The 16,809-nt window shown below is 57.9% G+C and carries 16 protein-coding genes; 8 read left to right on the top strand and 8 right to left on the bottom strand.

All coding sequences use genetic code 11. The features are described 5' to 3' along the window. Positions 1–53: 53 nt before the first annotated feature. Together ASD54_RS26750 and ASD54_RS23225 are read left to right on the top strand one after the other, a co-directional pair. Positions 54–215, top strand: a complete 162-nt coding sequence (locus ASD54_RS26750; RefSeq protein WP_156379355.1) for a hypothetical protein — start codon at positions 54–56, stop codon at positions 213–215. 287 nt (positions 216–502) lie between these two features. After that, entirely contained in the window at positions 503–1,570 is a 1,068-nt protein-coding gene (locus ASD54_RS23225) for an HD domain-containing phosphohydrolase (protein ID WP_062556969.1), read from the top strand. A gap of 23 nt (positions 1,571–1,593) precedes the next feature. On the opposite strand, the gene ASD54_RS23220 is transcribed toward ASD54_RS23225, so the two are convergent. From ASD54_RS23220 to ASD54_RS23185, 8 genes are all read right to left on the bottom strand, one after another. Beyond that, positions 1,594–2,589, bottom strand: coding sequence for an MDR family oxidoreductase (locus tag ASD54_RS23220; RefSeq protein WP_062556968.1), 996 nt, complete (start codon positions 2,587–2,589; stop codon positions 1,594–1,596). A gap of 75 nt (positions 2,590–2,664) precedes the next feature. Further along, positions 2,665–3,777, bottom strand: a complete 1,113-nt coding sequence (gene ugpC, locus ASD54_RS23215; RefSeq protein ID WP_062556967.1) for a sn-glycerol-3-phosphate ABC transporter ATP-binding protein UgpC — start codon at positions 3,775–3,777, stop codon at positions 2,665–2,667. A gap of 10 nt (positions 3,778–3,787) precedes the next feature. Beyond that, complete coding sequence (locus ASD54_RS23210; RefSeq protein WP_062556966.1) at positions 3,788–4,840, bottom strand: carbohydrate ABC transporter permease; 1,053 nt, start codon at positions 4,838–4,840, stop codon at positions 3,788–3,790. Continuing rightward, the gene (locus ASD54_RS23205) at positions 4,840–5,793 is read right to left on the bottom strand and encodes a sugar ABC transporter permease (protein WP_244484841.1); all 954 of its coding nucleotides are present in this window, start codon (positions 5,791–5,793) and stop codon (positions 4,840–4,842) included. The genes ASD54_RS23210 and ASD54_RS23205 overlap by 1 nt, the downstream gene beginning before the upstream one ends. Positions 5,794–5,993: 200 nt before the next feature. Beyond that, a complete protein-coding gene (locus ASD54_RS23200; protein ID WP_062556965.1) occupies positions 5,994–7,256 on the bottom strand; it encodes an ABC transporter substrate-binding protein in 1,263 nt (420 codons plus the stop codon). A 47-nt stretch (positions 7,257–7,303) separates the two neighbouring features. Beyond that, positions 7,304–9,775: a hypothetical protein gene (locus tag ASD54_RS23195; protein WP_062556964.1), complete on the bottom strand. Its 2,472-nt coding sequence runs from the start codon at positions 9,773–9,775 to the stop codon at positions 7,304–7,306. Further along, entirely contained in the window at positions 9,772–10,608 is an 837-nt protein-coding gene (kduI, locus tag ASD54_RS23190; protein ID WP_082547361.1) for a 5-dehydro-4-deoxy-D-glucuronate isomerase, read from the bottom strand. Before kduI ends, ASD54_RS23195 begins: the two co-directional genes overlap by 4 nt. Then, on the bottom strand, positions 10,605–11,705 hold the full coding sequence (locus tag ASD54_RS23185) for a glycoside hydrolase family 88 protein (protein WP_062556963.1): 1,101 nt from the start codon (positions 11,703–11,705) through the stop codon (positions 10,605–10,607). Before ASD54_RS23185 ends, kduI begins: the two co-directional genes overlap by 4 nt. 118 nt (positions 11,706–11,823) lie before the next feature. On the opposite strand from ASD54_RS23185, the gene ASD54_RS23180 reads away from it, so the two are divergent. From ASD54_RS23180 to minE, 6 genes are all read left to right on the top strand, one after another. Further along, positions 11,824–12,879, top strand: coding sequence for a LacI family DNA-binding transcriptional regulator (locus ASD54_RS23180; RefSeq protein ID WP_062556962.1), 1,056 nt, complete (start codon positions 11,824–11,826; stop codon positions 12,877–12,879). A gap of 78 nt (positions 12,880–12,957) precedes the next feature. After that, on the top strand, positions 12,958–13,998 hold the full coding sequence (locus ASD54_RS23175) for a dipeptidase (RefSeq protein WP_062556961.1): 1,041 nt from the start codon (positions 12,958–12,960) through the stop codon (positions 13,996–13,998). Positions 13,999–14,173: 175 nt separating this feature from the next. Next, positions 14,174–14,320 carry a DUF1127 domain-containing protein gene (locus ASD54_RS23170; RefSeq protein WP_082547374.1) on the top strand — a complete coding sequence of 49 codons (147 nt, stop codon included), beginning with the start codon at positions 14,174–14,176 and terminating at the stop codon, positions 14,318–14,320. A gap of 575 nt (positions 14,321–14,895) precedes the next feature. Continuing rightward, the gene (minC, locus tag ASD54_RS23165; protein WP_062556959.1) at positions 14,896–15,660 is read left to right on the top strand and encodes a septum site-determining protein MinC; all 765 of its coding nucleotides are present in this window, start codon (positions 14,896–14,898) and stop codon (positions 15,658–15,660) included. A gap of 31 nt (positions 15,661–15,691) precedes the next feature. Then, positions 15,692–16,507 carry a septum site-determining protein MinD gene (gene minD / locus ASD54_RS23160; protein WP_062556958.1) on the top strand — a complete coding sequence of 272 codons (816 nt, stop codon included), beginning with the start codon at positions 15,692–15,694 and terminating at the stop codon, positions 16,505–16,507. Further along, positions 16,504–16,764 (top strand): cell division topological specificity factor MinE, encoded by a 261-nt coding sequence (gene minE / locus ASD54_RS23155; RefSeq protein ID WP_062556957.1) that lies wholly within the window; start codon positions 16,504–16,506, stop codon positions 16,762–16,764. Before minD ends, minE begins: the two co-directional genes overlap by 4 nt. The last annotated feature ends 45 nt before the right edge of the window (positions 16,765–16,809 follow it).

The following is a 16,809-nucleotide window of genomic DNA, read 5'->3' as shown; positions in this document are numbered from 1 at the left end:
GAACAATTAAGCAGCCTCGTCCGTTGATTGACCAGCAACAATGGAGGCCAGACATGGACAAGTCTTCTTCACCCGCCGCCCGCGAAGCGGCGAAAGAACGCAACGCCAAGGAAGAGGATCACGGCGTGATTTCTGCCGGAAACGATGCTCACCAGCGCGAAAATGCGAGCGAGCCGAAAGTGGAAGAAGTTCGCGGGTCCCGACAAGAAAAGTGATGAACGACTCTGGATGGTGCTCCAAACATGCGCCATCCTCATCCGGGAACATCCAAGTTTCATGCTTGCCAAATCTGGCTGGGTAAATGCTCGGTAATAACAGCTTTGTAACGGCTGAAATCTCATCTTCGAAGCAGGCAATAACCGTCAGGAAGTTGCATGCTTCTATTCATTCTTTATTAGGCAGCCGTCTGTCTACTGTCCCGCAGGAGTAATCGAACAAGCTCTCGGGATTGACGAGGCCGAACCCGGCGAATTGGGGGGCCTCGAACGATAAACGGCGGAACATGCGCATCTTTTTGATTGACGATAGCCGCTCCATGATCGCGGCAATGCAGCAAGCGATTGCTTCTTTGGATAATGTCGAAGTCATCGCATTTCTAGAGCCAGTGAAAGCTCTGGGTAGTCTTGCAGAAGAAAAGCCAGATCTCATTCTGGTGGATTACTCAATGCCGGGCATGAGTGGTATCGACGTCATTCGGCAAGTTCGAGCGACGCCGGAAACCGCGTCGGTTCCTGTCATCATGGTAACATCGAATACCGAAACAGGCCTCAAGATGGCTGCGATGGAGGCGGGGGCGACCGAGTTCCTCAGCAAGCCGTTCGACCAATCCGAATTGAAGATCCGCGTATCCAATCTCCTGAGTATTCGCGCCGAGCAGCGCAAACTGGCTCTTCAGGCGCAAGAACTCCAACGCAAGTTCGAAGAGGCCATGGCGCGCGTGGAGCGTCGGGAGGAAGAGATCATCTGGCGTCTTTCTCGCGCCATTGGCTGTCGAGACGGCGAAACGGGACAGCATCTGGACCGCGTGGCGGTGATCGCGCGCATGATTGCCGAAGAGCTAGGTTTTGATGAAAGACAGGCCAGAGAAATCTTCCTTGCTTCTCCTCTGCATGATGTCGGCAAACTTGCCGTGAAGGATGCAATTCTCCTCAAGCCGGGCCGTCTTACTCCGGACGAGTTTACCGAAATGAAGAAGCACACAGAATACGGTCAGGAGATTCTGAAGAATAGTTCCAGCGATCTGATCAAGACAGCAGAGCGCATTGCCGCGAGCCACCATGAAAAATGGGACGGCACAGGCTATCCGCGCGGGCTTAAAGGTACCGAAATTCCGATCGAGGCAAGGATTGTCGCCGTTGCGGATGTCTTTGATGCGCTTTGTTCGGAACGGCCCTACAAGCAGGCCTGGCCCCTGCAGAAGGCGCTTCAGGAGATCATGAACAACAGCGGCAAGCATTTTGATCCCTCTTGCGTAGCGGCTTTTGCGCGGCGCTGGGCACAGATCCGTGAGCTGTTTCAGCAGGGGGAAGAAGGCTCATATGACGAGACGAAGACGGCCAGGATCGCCTGACCGACTTGTCCGTAATCATGAAGCTATCGAGTGACGTCCACGACAACGCGGCCTTGGATGCGTCCCGACACGATCTCCTGCGCCAATTGCGGCAGTGCCGACATAGGTTCGATCCTTGTCATTTTGACCAGATGCGTGCGATCAAGGTGGTCTGCCAAGGTCTTCCAGGCTCGCGCACGCTTTGGCATGGCCGTCATCACGGAATCGATACCGATCAAGGTAACAGCGCGCAGAATATGCGGCATCACGGTTGCCGGAAGGTCTGCACCTCCAGCCAGACCACAGGCGGCGACCGCTCCACCGTAGACAGTTTGTGCGAGGATGTTTGCCAGGGTGACAGAACCGACGGCATCGACCGCGCCACTCCAGCGTTCCTTCTGTAATGCGCCACCTTTTTCACTCAGCGTTGCGCGATCAATGATCTGGCTCGCACCAAGATATCGCAGATAGTCATGCGTTTCCGGCCTGCCGGTCGAAGCCGTTACGTTGTATCCTTTGGCAGCGAGAAGACTGATTGCTACCGAACCGACACCGCCCGCAGCCCCCGTCACCAGAACCTCGCCTTGGCCGGGACTGATCATACCCCAATCTTCGAGCGCATTGACGCAGAGTGCCGCAGTGTATCCAGCCGTGCCGATGGCCATCGCCTCTTCAAAGCTGAAGGCGTCTGGAAGCGGCATCAGCCATTCGGGTTTCAGGCGTTGGTATCGCGTATAGCCACCGGATTCCGTTTCGCTCAGTCCCCAGCCGTTCACAATAACCTTGTCGCCCGCTTTCCATGCAGGGGAGCGCGACTCAACGACCGTGCCCGTCAGATCGAGACCTGCAATGAGCGGCGTGCGACGCGCGATGCGCCCTTTGCCAGTAATTGCGAGGCCATCTTTGTAATTGACGGTCGAACAGGCAATCTCGACCAAAACGTCGTGATCCGGCAGGTCAGCCGTTGTGATCTCGCGAAATCCGGCTACCGGCTTTCCGTCTACCAGATCAATGACCATGGCGTTGAATCGATCTGTCATCCTGTCTCCTCCTCGCATCGCTAAAGCAGACAATATGCAGAGAAGCAGTCGACTGACAAACGAAGCTTTCGCTCCTCAGACGAAGGTCGAGGAGCGGCCGTCTTCCGTCTGAACGGTTGCGATCCGCAAGCCGCTCTGGTCGAAAAGATGCAAGGGAGCATTGGCGTAGGAAAGATAAATCGTATCGCTCGTAGAAATACGTCGTTGACCCGGCACAATCGCCAACAGTTTTGTACCGAAAGCGGAAGCATGGATAACGGTTTCAGAGCCCAGGGCCTCGACCAGTTGTACCTGAGCCGCAAATCCCGATTGATCATCCGACAGCGAGATGTGCTGCGGGCGAAGACCGACGGTAATCGGTGCGCCGGGAGCAACACCTTCAACGCTCTGAGGAAGATGAAGCACATCGCCTTGCGCTGTGCGCAGCATCTGGGTGCCGTTGGAGCTTTCCAGCACGCCTTCAATGAAGTTCATATGCGGTGCACCGATGAAGCCCGCGACAAATCGGTTCGCCGGTTGATTATAGAGATCGAGCGGCGTTCCAACCTGCTCGATGCGTCCCGCCCGCATGACCACGATCCGGTTTGCGAGTGTCATGGCTTCAACCTGATCATGGGTAACATAGATCATCGTCGATTTGAGGCGGGCATGAAGCGCTGCGATCTCGGCACGGGTCGAAACGCGCAGTTCCGCATCGAGGTTGGAGAGAGGCTCGTCGAGCAGGAAGGCCGTGGGACGACGCACAATGGCCCGTCCGATGGCAACGCGCTGGCGCTGCCCGCCTGAGAGCTGGCCCGGACGGCGGTCCATATATTGCTCGATTTCCAGCATTCGGGCTGCTTCACCGATACGTTGCGTGATCTCGGCCTTGGGCATGCCTGCATTTTCCAGGCCGAAAGCGAGGTTCTGGCGCACCGTCATGTGCGGATAGAGCGCATAGGACTGGAATACCATAGCAAGACCACGATCTGCGGCCGAAACGTCATTGACGCGTTCGCCATTGATGGAGAGCTCCCCACCTGTGACTTTCTCCAGACCGGCTATGACGCGCAGAAGCGTCGACTTTCCGCAGCCGGATGGACCAACGAATACGATGAACTCACCTTCATTGATCGCAAGGTTGATGTCGTGGAGGACATTCACCGCACCATAGGACTTCTGGATGTTCGTGAGAGTGATGCTACCCATGTTGATAATCCTATTTCAGTCCGGAGCCGGCGATGCCGGTGGTAATGAAGCGCTGGAGGAAGATGAAGACAACGACGACGGGGATCATGGTGACGACCGTCATGGCGAGAATGTAATGCCACTGCACATTCAGCTCTCCCGCATAAATGCTGAGACCAACCTGCAGCGTGTAAAGCTCGCGTCTGGACAGCACGATGAGTGGCCAGAGGAAGTCGTTCCAGCGCCAGACGACGGAGAAGATGGCGAGGACTGCAAGCGCGGGGGCAGTCAGCGGCACGATGATGCGCCAGTAGATCTGCCACTCGGATGCCTTGTCCATGCGGGCGGCATCAATCAGTTCATCCGGTATCGTCAGCATATACTGTCGCAGGATGAAGACGCCTGTCGGCGTCGCAACGGTGGGCAAGATGACGCCCCACAGGCTGTTGAACAGACCAACCGTCGAGATGATCGAGTAGAGCGGAACGAGGATAACCGAAAGCGGTACCATCAGCGTGGCGAGGATTGTCAGCATGGCCAGATTTCGGCCCTTGAACTCGTATTTCGAGAGCGCGAAAGCAGCCATGGAATTGACGATGAGGGTGATCAGTGTCGCCGTCACGGTTACGAAGACAGAATTCCACAGATAGCGGAAGAAATCGAACTGCATGAAGGGCTGCGTGTAGTTTTCCGTGGCGAAGGAAACTTCACGCACCGGCTGCCGATCACCAATGTTGACCTTGATGATTTCGCCCGGTGCCTTCGGGTCGACCATCTGGCTGACAATGCCGATACGGCGAACCTCTGCCAGAACCCGGGTCGAGCCGTCGGGCATCTTCGCATTGTAAAGCATCAGCGGCTTTTCATAGCCTTCGACCTTCACCTGCTGGGTGACATAGGGGAGAATGCTAGGCGGAAATTCCGCAAGCCCTTGCGGTGTCTTGAAAGAGGAGAAGGCAAGCCAGACGGCAGGCCCGAACATGATGAACAGGCCGCCGATCAACCAGACCCAGGTCACGATATCGGTCCAGTGCCAGCCCTTGCCACCCTTGCGGCGCGTAAGAAAGCGGATCGCGGCGCTCATCAGCGTTTCCCCTTGTTTTCATTCTTGCGGCCAATGCCGAGTTGCACGAGTGTCAGCACGACCAGAACAAGCCCCATGAGGATGGATGCTGCCGCGGCAAGGCCTGCATTGCGGGGTTGCGAGACGAATCCGGTTTCATAAATATACTGCGTCAGGAACAGCGTGCTGGTGCCGGGGCCGCCACCGGTCAGGACGAAGACCTCGTCGAAGACCTGCACGGCGCGAATGAGTGCGAGCACGACGACGACCAGAAGGTTCGGCATCAGGAGCGGCAACGTGATGCGCCAGAAGATGCGGGCTGGCTTGGTGCCATCCATTTCCGCCGCTTCGTAGAGATCTTTCGGAATTGCCTGGAGGCCTGCGAGAAGGATGAGCGTGTAGAAGCCCATATGCGCCCAGATCGAAACACCAACTGCCGCAGCGAATGCGAAGGTACGGTCCGATAGCCAGGTGTAGGGTTCGAAACCCATGGGATAGAGGGCGAAATTCAGAAGCCCTTGCCGTTGCAGGATCCATTTCCAGATCAGGCCGACGACGACCGGCGACAAAAGGACCGGAAAAAAGAACACCGCACGCCAGAAGGAGCGGGCCATCAGTTCGCGGTTGAGGATCAGCGCTGTGATGAGCGAGAACAGGATCAGAAGCGTGACTTGCAGAACGACGAACCAGAAGGTGTTGCCGACAGCCGTCCAGAACGCATCTTCCTGGCAGGACATCGGATCCAGATAGCTTTTGCAGTCGAAAAGCTTTGCATATTGATCTGTTCCGACAAAGCTTCTTTCTGACAGGAACAGTGCGGAGCCGCCGGTCATCGAGTAGATCAGGTTGATGATGATTGGCAGCAGAACGAAGACGCCGAAGATGAGCATGTTCGGCGCGAGAAAGAACGCGGCCATGCCACCTATGCCGGCGCGCTTTTGCAGCAGGCGCAGCGGTCGGTCGGCCAATCCCATGATGAAGTGGACGGGCGCAAGCACGACGGACGACCAGTCTGTTTTCGGCTTGAGCTGCCCGGTTCGCGGCGGCGTATGGGAAGGCGAAGACATGGCGTCATTCCTCTTGCGCTGATTTTTGCCTGGCTATCGATGCCCGACCGAGAAACGGCCGCCGCCTCTCGTGGCGGCAGCGGCCGTGATTTCACCTGATTGAACGATCAGAGACCGGATGCCTTGACCTTTTCCGCGACATCGCTGTCGATGCGGGTAAAGGCATCTTCTTTCGACATCTCACCGGCAACCGCCTGGGCTGTGCGGGTGACCACGGCGCCGTACATGGTGTCGGACCAGCGCCAGCCGGGCATCTTGTTGGCAAGGTCGGACGTCGTCTTGGTCGCGTTGACGAAGGTGTTCAAGGCTTCCTTGACCAGAGCGCTGTCGGTCTTGAAGTTGACGCCCTCGGCAATCACGCCCTTATGCGCGGGCAGGAACAGGGTGCGCTCGGAGAATTCCTTCACGATGTCCTTGCGCGCCAGATAGTCCATGACCTTGGCGACTTCCTTGGCGTTCTTGGTATACTTCACAGCAACCAGTGCTGCGCCACCGGGAAGGCCTGTGCAGGCCGCCGGACCGCAGGGGCTTCCCGTCGCAACCCAATCGAAATTGGTGCCTATCTTCTTTGCGAAATTCGGGACCTGCCACGAGCCTGCGTAGTAGAATGCGACCTGACCGTTGATGAAGTCATCCGCAGCAGCGCGATAGGATTGTCCAGCGGCCGAGACCCAGACGTCCTTCGACATCGTGCCGTCCTTTGACCAATCCACGAACTTGCCTAGGAAGCCCTTTGCGCCAGCGTCGAGCGGAGCAGGCTTGCCGTCCTTGCCGATGTAGTTGGCGCCGTTGGAAATGGCCGGGCCGGTGATGCGGTGACCCGAACGGTCCATCGCCATCGGATAAGGGATCTGTTGGCTCTGCGCGACCTTCTTTGCCGCCGCTGCCCACTCATCCCAGGTGGCCTTCGGGCCCGGAAGCGGGACATTCGCCTGCTCGAAAAGGGTCTTGTTGGCGAAGCCGCCGGTCAGTGTCAGCTGCGTCATGAAGCCGGAAATCTGGTTGGAACCATCCGGGCGCATCCAGTCTGCATTGGCGCCGAAGTTCTCGTCCCAGTATTTCGCATCAGCCACCAGCGGACGCAGATCCAGCCAGTGCTTCGCCAGATCCTTGATCGCGGTCACGCGGGCGATATCCGGGCCGTTACCGGCTTCCAGCTGAACCGGGAGCTGCTCCTTGATGACGCTGTAGGCGACATTATCAACGATGACGTTGATGCCGGGGTTTTCCTTCATGAACCTGTTGACGAGATCCTGGAAGACTTCTCCCTCGATACCATCCGAATACCACATGATGCGGACATCGCCCGCATGGGCCGTGGTGGCCAGCAACGCCAAAGCGGATGCTGCAAAAAGCGACTTCAATGCCATTGTCTTTCCTCCTCCGATTGGGCAGATCCTCCATCCGCCCGGCTTGTTTACAGGTCGATCGCTTGGCCCTTTACGGTGTAATCCTCGCGACGAAGTGTTCTGCCTTCCGCCTCGACCGAGCCGTCGGCCAAGAACCGGACAGGCCCGTAATCAGGGTCGTTGACGGTGAATATTCCATCATTCTCAACCATCGCCAAGTCGCCATAGCGCGCCTCGGCCTCCGTTAATCCGTCACCTTCGGTGAGACGGACGATCCAGCGCGTCTTGCGCCCTCGAATACGAAGCTCAGCGCCTGCGGACGGGCCTTCATGGACCTGCGACAGCGTATCGCTCGCAATCAGAAGTGCTATGCCTCGACCGCTGCGGGCGATGGCTTTGTTTCCAGCAATTTTGACGCCGTCGAATTCCGCCTTCGGGAACCACGCATGGGAGAAATCAGGCTGCTCCTCATGCACGTCGAAATCCACCACGGCCAGACCGCGGTACTGCTGCACCCTGGGTACCGAGCCGCAACCACCCCAGTAAGATGGACGCCCGTAGCCGAGCTGGATGATTTCACCGGGATGGTTGATCCAGATCGCTGCCTCGGGCTTTTCGCCGATACGCAGGTGCAGGACGGTTTCCTGATAGCCCCAGTCCTTCCAGCGGTAGTGGACTGCGGAACCCATCGCATAGTGCTCGCCCTTGTAGTGGTAGAGCGCGGCAAAACTATCCTGACCCTGTGCAAAGCGCCATTCCTGATGCTTGGCACGACGGTGGCTGGCGATGGCTGCCAGTTCTTCCGGCACCACGAGGCCGTGATCCCGAAGGCAGACGGCGAGCTGAGGCAGAGCATGAACGCGGCGTCCATACCAGCCCTTGCCCCAGAGAAGACGCGCAACCGCAGAAAGCTCCAGCGAGCGACCGGCGCAGAGCGTGTGTTCGTAGGAGCGGCCCTGTGCTGCCGTCAGCATGCCATGATGGGCGGAGCGAGCGACGATTTCGCACAGACGGATGATGCCAGCCTTGGCGCGGTCCGCGATATCCTTGTCCGGCGAAAGTGCTGCCAGCGCCGTCAGGCCCTTCAGATCGATCGGGAAATAGGGTGCGGAGTTGAACTCGGCCATTTCCCAGTGTTCGAAATGGTCGAGCCATGCGCGCACCCGCTCGGCTCCGATTTTTGCCTGTTCGGAACCCTTGCGGCCAGACCGCACGAAGGTCGCATCCGGCAACAAATGTCCTGCCAGATAGCACGAGGTGTGGAAGAGCAGCGCGTGGTTTTCGGAGAAGTACCACTGAACGTCGTTGCCCGGCTCATCCATCCAATAGCGATAGTTGAGGATTGCGCCGTCGATACGATCGCGTGTCTTTTGGTTGATATCCTTGCCCCAGACGGTGCGCGACCAAATGAGCGGGACCAGCGAGAAATCGGCGCAATCATGGCAATCTTCGATGGAAGGCAGGATCTCCTCGATCATTGCATCGGTATCGCTTCCGGCGCGACCGCTTGCCAGCCGTGCGAAGGCGCGCACGGTATCGCGCTCGGAGTGCTCGGAGACTTCGGTTAACGTCTCGATGATACGGTCCTGAAGCGAAGCCGGAGCCTGACCCTGGCGCTCCGCATGGCAAATCTCCACGCCAAGCGGGCGCGCCGCGACAAAGCCGCCAGCATCCAGCCTGATGCGGAAATGGCGGAAATCTGCCGGTGCGCTTTCTGCGGAGCCGAGATTGAGGCTCGTTGCGCCAGCGGGCAGCTTGAAATCGTGATCGAAGCGTTCGCGCGACATGAAATCGCCTTCGACCGCGACATTGACCTCGACGGCCACGGGCAACGGCTTGGCGAATAGCAGCGTGATATCGCCACTGAAATAGGCGGGGCGATCAAGATGCATGCCTTCCAATGCGTTCTCGATACTTTCGGCAACAGAGCCTTCCACCGGAACCGGGATCGCGATCTTCGCGGACGGTCCGGCCAGATAGTCGAACTGATAGAAGTACCGTGCGTCGCGTTCCGCAAGATCATCGAAAAACAGCGTAATCTCGTTCAGCCCGGGCTTGAGGTCGAGTTCAAACTCCTGCTTCGTTTCCAGATTGCGGCCATAGGGTGCCATCCATCCGATTTCCTGACCGTTCAGGAAAAGGACCGCGCCGCCGCAGGTGCCGAGACGAATACGAGCTGTCCCTGCTTCGCTGACCTCGAGATAGGTGCGGGCCCAGGTTGCCATACGGGTAGGACGGAACCAGAAACCGGACAGATCGACACGCGGAGAGCCGAACGGCAGCCACCACTGCTTTGCCTCGAAGGACCCACGCACATCTGGTCGTTTGCCGCGATAGGTTTCTGCAAAGAGGGTGCGGCACGGATATTCGTGCGGAATGAAATTCTTATGTTTGGTCAGGAAGAAGAAGGGGTCCATTTCGCCCTTCATCGGCTGATCGACCACATCAAAGCGGTCTTCCATCGTCGCGCCGAGCTGCCAGTACCGCACCGGCTCACCCGCGTTCAAAGTCTTGCGCATGTAGTTCTGTTCTGTCGTCATTTCAGATCCGCCACGGCCACCGGGGCCACATCGTTGTATTCCTGGTTCTCGCCGGTCATGCCCCAGACAAAGCCATAGGGGCCTGTGCCTGCGCCCATGTGGATGGACCATGCCGGAGAAAGCACCGCGTTGCCGTTTGCTACAATGAGGTTGCGCGTTTCGTCCGGCCTTCCCATCAGGTGGATGACGCGATCTTCCGCTGCCATGTCGAAGTAGCAATAGGCTTCCATCCGCCGTTCATGCAGGTGCGGCGGCATGGTATTCCACACGCTGCCTTCAGCCAGATCCGTGATGCCCATCAAAAGCAGGCAGGACGGAGCAACCTGCGGGTGAATATACATACGCAGGTTTCGCTTGTTGGAGCGCTTCTGATCGCCCAGTTCGAGCAGCTTCGATTCGCCCCGCTTGATCAGGCGATGCGGGAAATCGGCACCCGCCGGGACGGAGTTCATGTAGAAGCGTGCGGGCTCATCGGGACTGTTCGATTGCACGGTAATGGTCTGTGCGCCTCGGCCCACATAGAGCACATCGCGGTTGTCGAGTTTGTACGTCTCGCCGTCGACGGTTACGCTGCCTGCACCGCCGAGATTGGCAATGCCCATCTCTCGTGCGGAGAGAAGATAGGGTGTTCCAATATCTTCGCCTGACCCGAAGGTGAGGGGAGATGTTGTCGGAACTGCGCCGCCGAGGATCAGCCGGTCGACATGAGTGTAGACAAAGGTTGTCTGACCCAGCTGAAACAGATCCTCGACAAGAAACGCATCGCGCAGCTTCTGTGTGTCGTAGGTCTTGATGTCTGCCGGAGCGGCACCGTAGAGAACGCGCATGGTCATGCCGCCACCTCGGAAGCATTCACATGGTTGAGGGCTTCCGACAGGCAAAGGATTGAGAGGGCTTGCCCGTACCCGGTCGGCTGTATCGGAATGTCCTTATAGAATTGCAGGTCATGGCCCATGCGGGTGCCGTAGGACACGTTGAGTACGGTTCCGTTTGCGTCGATGTTGCGAAGGACAAACTCGACTGCCCGGAGGCCTGCTGTTTTCCAGCTCTCGTCCCCATATCCCAGGCGATAGGCTTTCAGCAGGCCGTAGCCAATCCCCGCAGTTGCCGAGGTTTCCTCGTAAGATGTCGGGTCGTCCAGCAGGGTGCGCCAGGCGCCGCTCTCGGCTTGCAGGGGAAGCAGGGCGTTCACCTGGGCCGTCAACACGCCGAGAAGGAAGTCCCGCACCGACGTGGGGAGTTCGGCCAGATCGAAGAGATCCAGAATACCAGCCGTAATCCACGCATTGCCACGCGCCCAGCGTGCGCGGGCGAAATTGTGGCGTCCATTGAACGTCCAGCCATGGAACCACAGGCCGGTTTCCGGATCTGAAAGATAGCGCGCATGCACGAGGAACTGGCGCGCCGCTTCATCGACCAGTTCCTTGCGGCCACTTGCCTGACCGTAGGAGGCCAGAAACAGCGCGACCATATAAAGCGTGTCGTCCCACAACTCGTCGTCGTTCACCTTGTCGGAGACGTGGTGCTCGAATGCACGTTCCTGGGTTCGACCCATCTCAGTGATGACGCGGCTTGCCCAGGTGTCCAGCGTCTCTTTCCAGCGGTCATCCTGCGTTTCGCGCCAGAGCACGGAAAGGCCAAGCATGGGTGCCGTCGTGTTCACGTTCAGCTTTGGCAGGCCGGCTGCCAGCCGCCGCTCATACCAGCCCTCGATCAGGGCCTTCAGATCATCCCGACCCGTGAACTGCCAAAGGCGAATGATGCCATAGAGCCCAACGCCCTGCGGCCATTCCCAGCTGTCGAATGAAATGTAATCTCCTGCCGTGCCATCAAGGTTCGGCTCGTGAAAACGACCGTCGTTTTTCAGGCCAGTTATCCCGGCGACAAGCCGATCGAGATTGGCAAGAATGGTATCGCCATTCAGGGCCATGGTGTCCTCCTGCGTCCGCCTCTCCCAAGGCGTCATGTATGAGCAAGAAGAAATCATCACGAAAATCATTGCGCAAGCTGAAAATTTTTTGCAATTTGCTGCAAACGCGAGATGACTCATGACCAGTCGACCCATGCCCGGAAAACGGGCTACGAAATCCAGGCGGATAAAACTCGAAGACGTCGCAGCGGCGAGCGGCGTCTCGATCAGTACCGCTTCCCGCGCGCTGGCAGGCGAGAAAGGCGTGAAACCGGAAATACGCGAGAAGGTTCTAGCCGCTGCCAAACAGGTGAATTACACACTTCCCGTTGCCCTTGCAGGTCGAAAGATCGTGCTGGCGGCATCGAGCGCGGCCATGATCGATTATGTGCGAAACCAGTTCACGCTCTACGTGCTTGAGGGACTGCGTGAGCGTGCCGAGGCGCTCAATCTGGAGATCGTGACGCGTCCTATCGCAGACAAGGCGGACGAAACCCAGATGCTGGAGGAAGCGCGGGAAGACCCCGAAACCGCGGGTCTTCTGTTTCTGACGGTGGACGACGAGGCCATGCTGGCGGCGACCCGCGATTTTCCGAAACCGGTGGTCCTGTTGAACGGACATGATCCGCTAATGCGTCTTTCCAGCGTGACACCTTGCAATCGCTCCGCCGCAAGGCTGGCCACAGAACATCTGATTCAGCTAGGACACAAGCGAATCCTCTTTCTGATGCGCCCCGGAAGACGGACGATTCTGCACCGGTGCGACGGCTGGCAGGATGCACTGAAAGCGCATCATCTGATTGCTGACCCGGATCTGATCATTTCAGTCGATGACTGGCTTCCGGAGTTGGCGGCAAGGGCAATCGAAGAACGCATACGGGACAGGGGGCTGGATTTTTCCGCGATCGTGACGGCAGGCGATAGCCTTGCGGTCGGCGCCATCATGGGTGTTCAAAAAGCGGGCTTCACGGTGCCGGACGATGTGTCGGTTGTCGGCATGGACGATCTGCCTCAGGCTTCTTTCGTCAATCCGCCGCTGACGACAATGCATCTGCCGATGCGAGAGATCGGTTCGGCTGCTCTCGACCTGATCAGCGACAGTATGGCGGGCAGGATCAACCCTGCTCGGCGCGTCGAACTGGCCTGTCATCTGGTAGAGCGTTCATCGACCGCACCCGCCAAGGTCCACTTGTGAAAGCTGCCGATTTGCCCTGAGCGGCTGGCTGGCGTAGGACTGGGTTGAACAGCTCGATATGTTTTACTGGAATGCACCATGCCCGATAGCCCACTTGTTCCGATCATAGACGGTCATAACGACGTTCTGCTGCGCATGATGCAGCCGGGCCAAGACGATCCCGTTGCCGGGTTTCTGGAAGGCGAGGGAAGGGGGCATATTGATCTGCCGCGCGCCAAAGCTGGCGGTCTGGCAGGAGGGCTTTTTGCCATCTTCGTTCCCTCCCCGCATCATAGGCCAGATGCCGACGGAAATTTTGTTGCACCGGAACAGGCCTCCGCCCTGAACCAAACCTTGGCAATGGCCCGCAAACTCTTCGAACTGGAAGCGCGTTCACAGGGCCAGATCAAGGTCTGTCGCAATTCAATCGAATTGCAGGCCTGTATTGAGCAGTCGATTTTTGCGCCGGTTCTTCATATCGAAGGTGCCGAGGGCATAGGTGAGGACCTCGATGCGCTTCACGTGCTTCATCAGGCCGGTTTGCGAAGCCTGGGGCCCGTCTGGAGCAGACCCAACATCTTCGCTCACGGGGTTCCCTTTCGGGTGCCCCATTCTCCCGATATCGGGCCGGGGCTGACGGATGCCGGGCGCGCTCTCGTTCGCATCTGCAATCATCTCAAGATCCTGATCGATCTTTCGCACATGAACGAGCAAGGCTTCTGGGACACTGCAAGACTGTCGGATGCTCCGCTTGTGGCGACACACTCCAATGCACATGCGCTCAGCCCGCACAGCCGGAACCTGACGGACCGCCAGCTTGACGCGATCGGCGAAAGCAAGGGCCTCGTTGGCATCAATTACGGAGTGCTGTTTCTCCGGGATGATGGCGTGCGGAACCTCGATACTCCTTTGCAGATCGTCGTGGATCACATTCGCTACATCGCAGACCGGATAGGGATCGAGCGTGTAGCACTCGGTTCCGATTTCGACGGAACAACTGTTCCCAATGAACTGAAAGATGCTGCTGGATTGCCGCGTCTGATCGAGCTTATGCGGCAAAACGGTTTCGATCAGATTTCGATCGAGCGGGTTGCTTATCGCAACTGGCTTGATGTGCTCGCTCGCACCTGGGGCAATTAAACAGCAGTCCTGCGTTTTGTTATTAACGATTGAGTAACCAATGCGCGCAGCGCATGGGTGGCGTGAAGTCTTGTCTCTGCAAGTTCGAAGGGTGCGGGACTATATGGAGCTCATCGAAACGACGCCGGAACTGATCAAGTTGCTGACGTCACAAGACCTCAGAAAGGCGAAGAAAATGAACGTAGCACGCTCCTTCAACAATTGGCGCAAGTACCGTCAGACCGTCAACGAACTCGCTCGCATGTCGAGCCGTGAACTGGCTGACATGGGCATCTCCCGCTCGGAAATCGAAGCTGTTGCCCGCGGTTCCGTGGCCCGCTAATCGTTTTAGCTCCGCGTACGTCGCAACGCCCGCCACACGCGGGCGTTTTGCTTTTTATGAAGTTTATGTTGCATTGCATTTATGCATAGCTGCACTGCAACACAAGCGCTTCCGCTTCTCCTCAAATTTGCTAATCTCTGGTCATCGAAACGACGCATCCTCCTCCCGCGAAGTTTCGATGTCAGGCCAACTCCTCCTCCTCCCAAAGTTGGCCTGCAGGAACGACAGCAACTCCTCCTCCCATGCTGTTGTTCGGTTCTTTTCGGAAAGCCTGCCGCACCTCCTCCCGCGGCAGGCTTTTTCGTTTTGGAATGGGGTTCCCGTCAGGGTTGGGCATTTTTCCCGCTGCAACATCTTAACAATTAGTGACCGGCTGTTTGCCAGATTGGCACAGTGATCGGCGGTCGGCGCAAGTTTGGCATAAGCTTCGTCTGGCTAAAAAGGTGAGCGAATTCAATCACCGATCTCCGTAGGCCCTATCCGTTCGCGATACGGACCGGGAGACCGGCACTTCCATTGTTAACTCTTTGTTAACCATATAGCCGCTATCAGAAATCAACCATTTGTTAACGAAGATGACCAAAGTGGAAACAGATTCACGCTCGATCAGGATCAAGGGACGCTCGTTTCTCGCTGTCGTTCTGACACCTGACCTGCCCCTCGATCAGTGGTTGGAGAGGCTGGATGATCTGGCAGCGCGTTCTGCAGGCTTTTTCCTGGGTCGTCCGGTCGTCCTCGATGTCACGGAACTGCAGATCGATCGGCAGCAACTCGCAGAGTTTCTCGCGCATCTGGCACAGCGCAATGTCAGCATCATGGGCATTGAAGGCGCGCGCCATTCGATGATTGCGCCCGGCATGCCGCCGGTGTTGAAGGGTGGACGTCCGGCCGGTGATGTGGATGTCGCCTCCGTTGAGCCGGTTGCGGTGGCTGTTCAGCCCGCAGTTCCGGATTCCGGCGATGCCCAACCAGAGCCGCAGGCAACTGTTTTGCAGGCGCCGCGCTCCGCCTTGCAATCTTTGGTCATCAACGAGCCCGTAAGGTCCGGACAATCTATCATCTTTACCGAAGGGGACGTCACGATCGTCGGCTCCGTTGCCTCCGGCGCCGAGGTCATCGCGGGCGGATCGGTGCATGTTTACGGCACTCTTCGTGGACGAGCCATGGCCGGGTCCGTCGGTAATTCGCAGGCGCGCATATTCTGCCGCAAACTCGAAGCCGAACTGATCGCGATCGATGGAATTTACAAGATGGCCGAGGATCTGCCTACGGACCTGCTTGGACAACCCGTGCAGGTCTGGCTCGAAGGAGATGCAATCGTTGCCGGAAAAGTCAATTGAGCTGCACCAAGCTCACGAACAGGAGAGAAAGATGGGGAAGGTAATCGTCGTTACGTCAGGCAAGGGCGGGGTCGGCAAGACAACCTCCACAGCTGCTTTGGGTGCTGCACTTGCCCAGCGCAATGAGAAGGTCGTCGTCGTGGACTTCGATGTAGGCCTGCGCAACCTGGATCTGGTCATGGGTGCCGAGCGCCGGGTCGTCTACGATCTCGTCAACGTCATTCAGGGCGATGCGAAGCTGACACAGGCGCTCATTCGCGACAAGCGGATTGAAAACCTGTTCCTGCTGCCTGCCTCCCAGACGCGCGACAAGGACAATCTGACGCCGGAAGGCGTCGAGTGGGTCATCAACGAACTCAAGCGCTACTTCGATTGGGTCATCTGCGACAGCCCGGCGGGGATCGAGCGCGGTGCGACACTTGCCATGCGCCATGCGGATGTGGCCGTGGTCGTCACCAATCCCGAAGTCTCGTCGGTGCGCGATTCCGACCGTATCATTGGTCTCCTGGACTCCAAGACGGTCAAGGCGGAGCGGGGCGAGCGTATGGAGAAGCATCTTCTTCTGACTCGTTTCGACCAGAACCGCGCCGCACGCGGCGACATGCTGAAAGTCGAGGACGTGCTGGAAATTCTCTCCATCCCGCTGCTCGGCATCATTCCGGAAAGCATGGATGTGTTGAAGGCTTCCAACATCGGCGCTCCGGTAACGATCGCTGATGCGAAGTCCGCTCCTGCCCAGGCCTATTTCGAAGCGGCCCGCCGTCTGGCCGGTGAAGACATTCCTGTCACCATGCCGGAAGAAAAGCGTGGTCTGTTCGGCAAGATCTTCTCGCGGAGGGCTGCATGAATATTTTCCGGCTTTTCAACAAGCAGAGATCCGCGCCTTTGGCGCGCGAGAGACTGCAGGTCCTGCTGGCGCATGAGCGTGTCGCAACCGGAAATGATCTCGTCGCCGTCCTGCGCGAGGAAATTCTGGCTGTCATCGCCAAGCATGTCGAACTCGACAGCGAACGCGTTCACGTCAAGATGGATCGCGACGAGCGGTTCTCCATCCTGGAGATCGATGTAGAAATCCCGCTGGAAGCCAAGCTCGAAGCGGCCTGAAGGCTAGTCTCGATTGAGAAAGTATCGGCGCGGACTGGCTCTGCG

It is taken from the genome of Rhizobium sp. Root149, from assembly GCF_001427345.1.
Lineage (GTDB): Bacteria > Pseudomonadota > Alphaproteobacteria > Rhizobiales > Rhizobiaceae > Neorhizobium > Neorhizobium rhizoryzae.
This window is presented reverse-complemented; position numbering and strand designations above follow the sequence as displayed.

What these genes read in the sequence shown, in the direction of transcription:
- ASD54_RS23200 (WP_062556965.1), bottom strand. Translation starts at nt 7,256, where the DNA reads ATGGCATTGAAGTCGCTTTTTGCAGCATCCGCTTTGGCGTTGCTGGCC.
- ASD54_RS23225 (WP_062556969.1), top strand. Translation starts at nt 503, where the DNA reads ATGCGCATCTTTTTGATTGACGATAGCCGCTCCATGATCGCGGCAATG.
- ASD54_RS23175 (WP_062556961.1), top strand. Translation starts at nt 12,958, where the DNA reads ATGCCCGATAGCCCACTTGTTCCGATCATAGACGGTCATAACGACGTT.
- ASD54_RS26750 (WP_156379355.1), top strand. Translation starts at nt 54, where the DNA reads ATGGACAAGTCTTCTTCACCCGCCGCCCGCGAAGCGGCGAAAGAACGC.
- ASD54_RS23185 (WP_062556963.1), bottom strand. Translation starts at nt 11,705, where the DNA reads ATGGCCCTGAATGGCGATACCATTCTTGCCAATCTCGATCGGCTTGTC.
- ASD54_RS23170 (WP_082547374.1), top strand. Translation starts at nt 14,174, where the DNA reads ATGAACGTAGCACGCTCCTTCAACAATTGGCGCAAGTACCGTCAGACC.
- minE (WP_062556957.1), top strand. Translation starts at nt 16,504, where the DNA reads ATGAATATTTTCCGGCTTTTCAACAAGCAGAGATCCGCGCCTTTGGCG.
- minC (WP_062556959.1), top strand. Translation starts at nt 14,896, where the DNA reads ATGACCAAAGTGGAAACAGATTCACGCTCGATCAGGATCAAGGGACGC.
- ASD54_RS23180 (WP_062556962.1), top strand. Translation starts at nt 11,824, where the DNA reads ATGACCAGTCGACCCATGCCCGGAAAACGGGCTACGAAATCCAGGCGG.
- ASD54_RS23205 (WP_244484841.1), bottom strand. Translation starts at nt 5,793, where the DNA reads ATGGGATTGGCCGACCGACCGCTGCGCCTGCTGCAAAAGCGCGCCGGC.
- minD (WP_062556958.1), top strand. Translation starts at nt 15,692, where the DNA reads ATGGGGAAGGTAATCGTCGTTACGTCAGGCAAGGGCGGGGTCGGCAAG.
- ASD54_RS23195 (WP_062556964.1), bottom strand. Translation starts at nt 9,775, where the DNA reads ATGACGACAGAACAGAACTACATGCGCAAGACTTTGAACGCGGGTGAG.
- ASD54_RS23220 (WP_062556968.1), bottom strand. Translation starts at nt 2,589, where the DNA reads ATGACAGATCGATTCAACGCCATGGTCATTGATCTGGTAGACGGAAAG.
- kduI (WP_082547361.1), bottom strand. Translation starts at nt 10,608, where the DNA reads ATGACCATGCGCGTTCTCTACGGTGCCGCTCCGGCAGACATCAAGACC.
- ugpC (WP_062556967.1), bottom strand. Translation starts at nt 3,777, where the DNA reads ATGGGTAGCATCACTCTCACGAACATCCAGAAGTCCTATGGTGCGGTG.
- ASD54_RS23210 (WP_062556966.1), bottom strand. Translation starts at nt 4,840, where the DNA reads ATGAGCGCCGCGATCCGCTTTCTTACGCGCCGCAAGGGTGGCAAGGGC.